The following is a 740-nucleotide window of genomic DNA, read 5'->3' on the forward strand; positions in this document are numbered from 1 at the left end:
GATCGGCGCCATCGACATTTTCCTGCTGCAGAGCCTGCTCACCACCTTCAACGTTTCAACCTATGTGCTGCAGATCGCCTATGGCCTGATCCTCGTTATCGCCGTGGTGCTGACAGCGGTGCAGGAACGGCTGTCGAGGCGGAAAGGCTGACCGGGATGACAAGCAACTGGTTCCAGTCCACCAACGCCCGCATCGCCGGCGCCTTCGCGATGGCGCTGCTGCTGCAGGTCGTCGGCACGCTGCTCATTCCCGGCTATTCGGCGCCCTTCGCCATCCGCGCGCTGCTGGTCATCGCCTCGCTGCTGGCGGTCGCTTCCATCGGCCAGACGCTGGTCGTCATCCTCGGCGGCATCGATCTGTCGATTCCCTTCGTCATCGGCTTTGCCAATGTCGTCGCGGCGCAGCTTTACGGCCAGGGCTGGAACTTCGCCCTGGTCTGTGGTCTCGTCGGTGTTCTTGCGATAGCGATCGGCGCGCTCAACGGGCTGATCTCGCGCGGGCTCAACATTCATCCGCTCATCGTCACGCTAGGCATCGGCATGGTTGTCCAGGGCGCCGTGCTGTTGTGGACCGGCGGCTTTCCCTCCGGCTCGGCGCCGCAAGCCGTGTCCAGCTTCGTCTCGATCGGCGGCTCGGTCGGCCCCTTGCCTGTGCCCTTGCTGGTGCCCAGCCTCGTCATGCTGACGGCGCTGATCGTGCTGGTGCTCGCCCGCACGCCCTATGGGCGCCGCCTCTACGC

At 65.1% G+C, this 740-nt stretch carries 1 pseudogene; it reads left to right on the forward strand.

Features of this window, described 5'->3' with window-relative positions:
* Window positions 1-156 precede the first annotated feature (156 nt).
* Window positions 157-740 (forward strand): annotated as a pseudogene (locus EOA27_RS38795) (ABC transporter permease); the annotation flags it as partial.

Origin of the sequence: Mesorhizobium sp. M2A.F.Ca.ET.037.01.1.1, from assembly GCF_003998075.1 — a bacterium.
In the GTDB taxonomy this organism is placed as follows: domain Bacteria; phylum Pseudomonadota; class Alphaproteobacteria; order Rhizobiales; family Rhizobiaceae; genus Mesorhizobium.